The following is a 2031-nucleotide window of genomic DNA, read 5'->3' on the forward strand; positions in this document are numbered from 1 at the left end:
GCGTTGTGCCAGGCCCAACCCCATCCCGACGCGTTGCGAACCCTGCCCGGTGAACACGAACGCCAGTCGCCCGTCCCGCGCACGCGGCACGGTCACCGCGTCCCGCAGGTCGGACGCGCGGGTGGCGGCCACCACCGCCCGGTGCTCCAGCAGCGCCCGGCCGACGCCGAGCGTGTGCGCCAGGTCGGTGATCGGGATGTCGCTGCCCGCCAACCGCTCGAGCTGCTCGGCCAACGCCTCCGGCGTCCGCGCCGACACGACCACCGGCACCGGGCCGGACGCGGCCGGCACTTCCTCCGCCGCCGGGGCCTGCTCCAGGATCACGTGCGCGTTGGTGCCGCTGATGCCGAACGACGAGACCGCGGCACGACGCGGCCGGTCCGCGGTCCACTCACGTGCCTCCGTGAGCAGTTCCACCGCACCCGACGACCAGTCCACGTGCGGTGTCGGCTGGTCCACGTGCAGGGTGCGCGGCATGACGCCGTGCCGCATCGCCTGCACCACCTTGATGATCCCGCCGACACCCGCCGCCGCCTGGGTGTGCCCGATGTTGGACTTCAGCGAACCCAGCGCCAGCGGCTTCGCCCGCGTGCCGCCGTAGACGGCGAGCAGGGCCTGCGCCTCGATCGGGTCGCCCAGGGTGGTCCCGGTGCCGTGCGCCTCCACCACGTCCACGTCGGACGGCTCGACACCGGCGGCGGTGAGCGCGGCGCGGATCACCCGCTGCTGTGCCGGTCCGTTCGGCGCGGTGAGGCCGTTGGACGCGCCGTCGGAGTTCACCGCCGTGCCGCGCACGACGGCCAGCACCTGGTGGCCGTTGCGCAGGGCGTCGGAGAGCCGTTCCACCAGCAGCAGGCCCACGCCCTCGGACCAGCCGGTCCCGTCCGCCGCCGCCGCGAACGGCTTGCAGCGCCCGTCCGGCGCGAGGCCGCGCTGCCGCGAGAACTCCACGAACGCCGTCGGCGTGGACATCACCGTCGCACCACCGGCCAGCGCCAGGTCGCACTCGCCCTGCCGCAAGGCATTCGCGGCCAGGTGCAACGCCACCAACGACGACGAGCACGCCGTGTCGACGGTGATCGCCGGACCCTCCAGGCCCAGCGCGTAGGCGACGCGGCCGGACGCGACGCTGCCCGACGTGCCGCCGACCAGGTAGCCCTCCAGCTCCGGCGGCAGCACGCCACCGGTGCCGTAGTCGTGGTACATGAGGCCGGTGAACACGCCGGTCCGGCTGCCGCGCAACGACACCGGGTCGACGCCCGCGCGTTCCAGCGCCTCCCACGCGGTTTCCAGCAGCAGCCGCTGCTGCGGGTCGGTGGCCAGCGCCTCGCGTGGCGACATGCCGAAGAAGTCCGCGTCGAACAGGTCCGCGTCGTGCAGGAACCCACCGGATCTCGTGTAGGTGGTGCCCGCCCGGTCCGGGTCCTCGTCGTACGGCACGTCCCAGCCGCGGTTGGCCGGGAAGTCGCCGATCGCGTCCACACCGCCGGCGACCAGCCGCCACAGGTCCTCCGGCGACCGCACACCGCCCGGGTACCGGCACGCCATGCCGACGATCGCGATCGGCTCCGCGACGGGCGCCGCCTTCGCCGGCGCGACCGGCGCGATGGCACCGGCCAGGTGCGCGGCGAGCGCGGCCGGGGTGGGGTGGTCGAACACCAGGGTCGTGGGCAGCCGCTGCCCGGTCGCCTTGGCGAGCCGGTTGCGCAGTTCGACGGCGGTCAGCGAGTCGAAGCCGAGTTCGCTGAACGCCCGGTGCGCGTCGACGCCCGTCGGGTCGGCGTGCCCGAGGACGGCCGCCACGTGCTGCCGCACCAGGTCGGTCAACGACCGGGCGTCGGTCGGGACCTCGACGCGGCGCGCCGGGTCGCGGCGGGGCGCGAGTTCCCGCAGCGCCGGGTGGGGGTCGTCACGCAACGCGGCCCGGTTCAGGCCGGTGATCGCGACCACGGGCGCGTCGCCGGCCACCGCGGCGTCGAACGCGGCCAGCCCCTCCGCCACGCCGATCGGCTTGAGCCCGAGCCGGGAGAT

Annotated in this window: 1 protein-coding gene; it reads right to left on the minus strand. The window is 75.0% G+C overall.

Annotated elements, in window-relative coordinates; translation table 11 throughout:
• A partial coding sequence (locus tag KZQ38_RS35665) for a type I polyketide synthase (protein ID WP_257902991.1) occupies window positions 1–2031 on the minus strand: 2031 nt, incomplete at both ends.

Source organism: Saccharothrix obliqua (assembly GCF_019375475.1).
GTDB lineage: Bacteria > Actinomycetota > Actinomycetes > Mycobacteriales > Pseudonocardiaceae > Actinosynnema > Actinosynnema obliqua.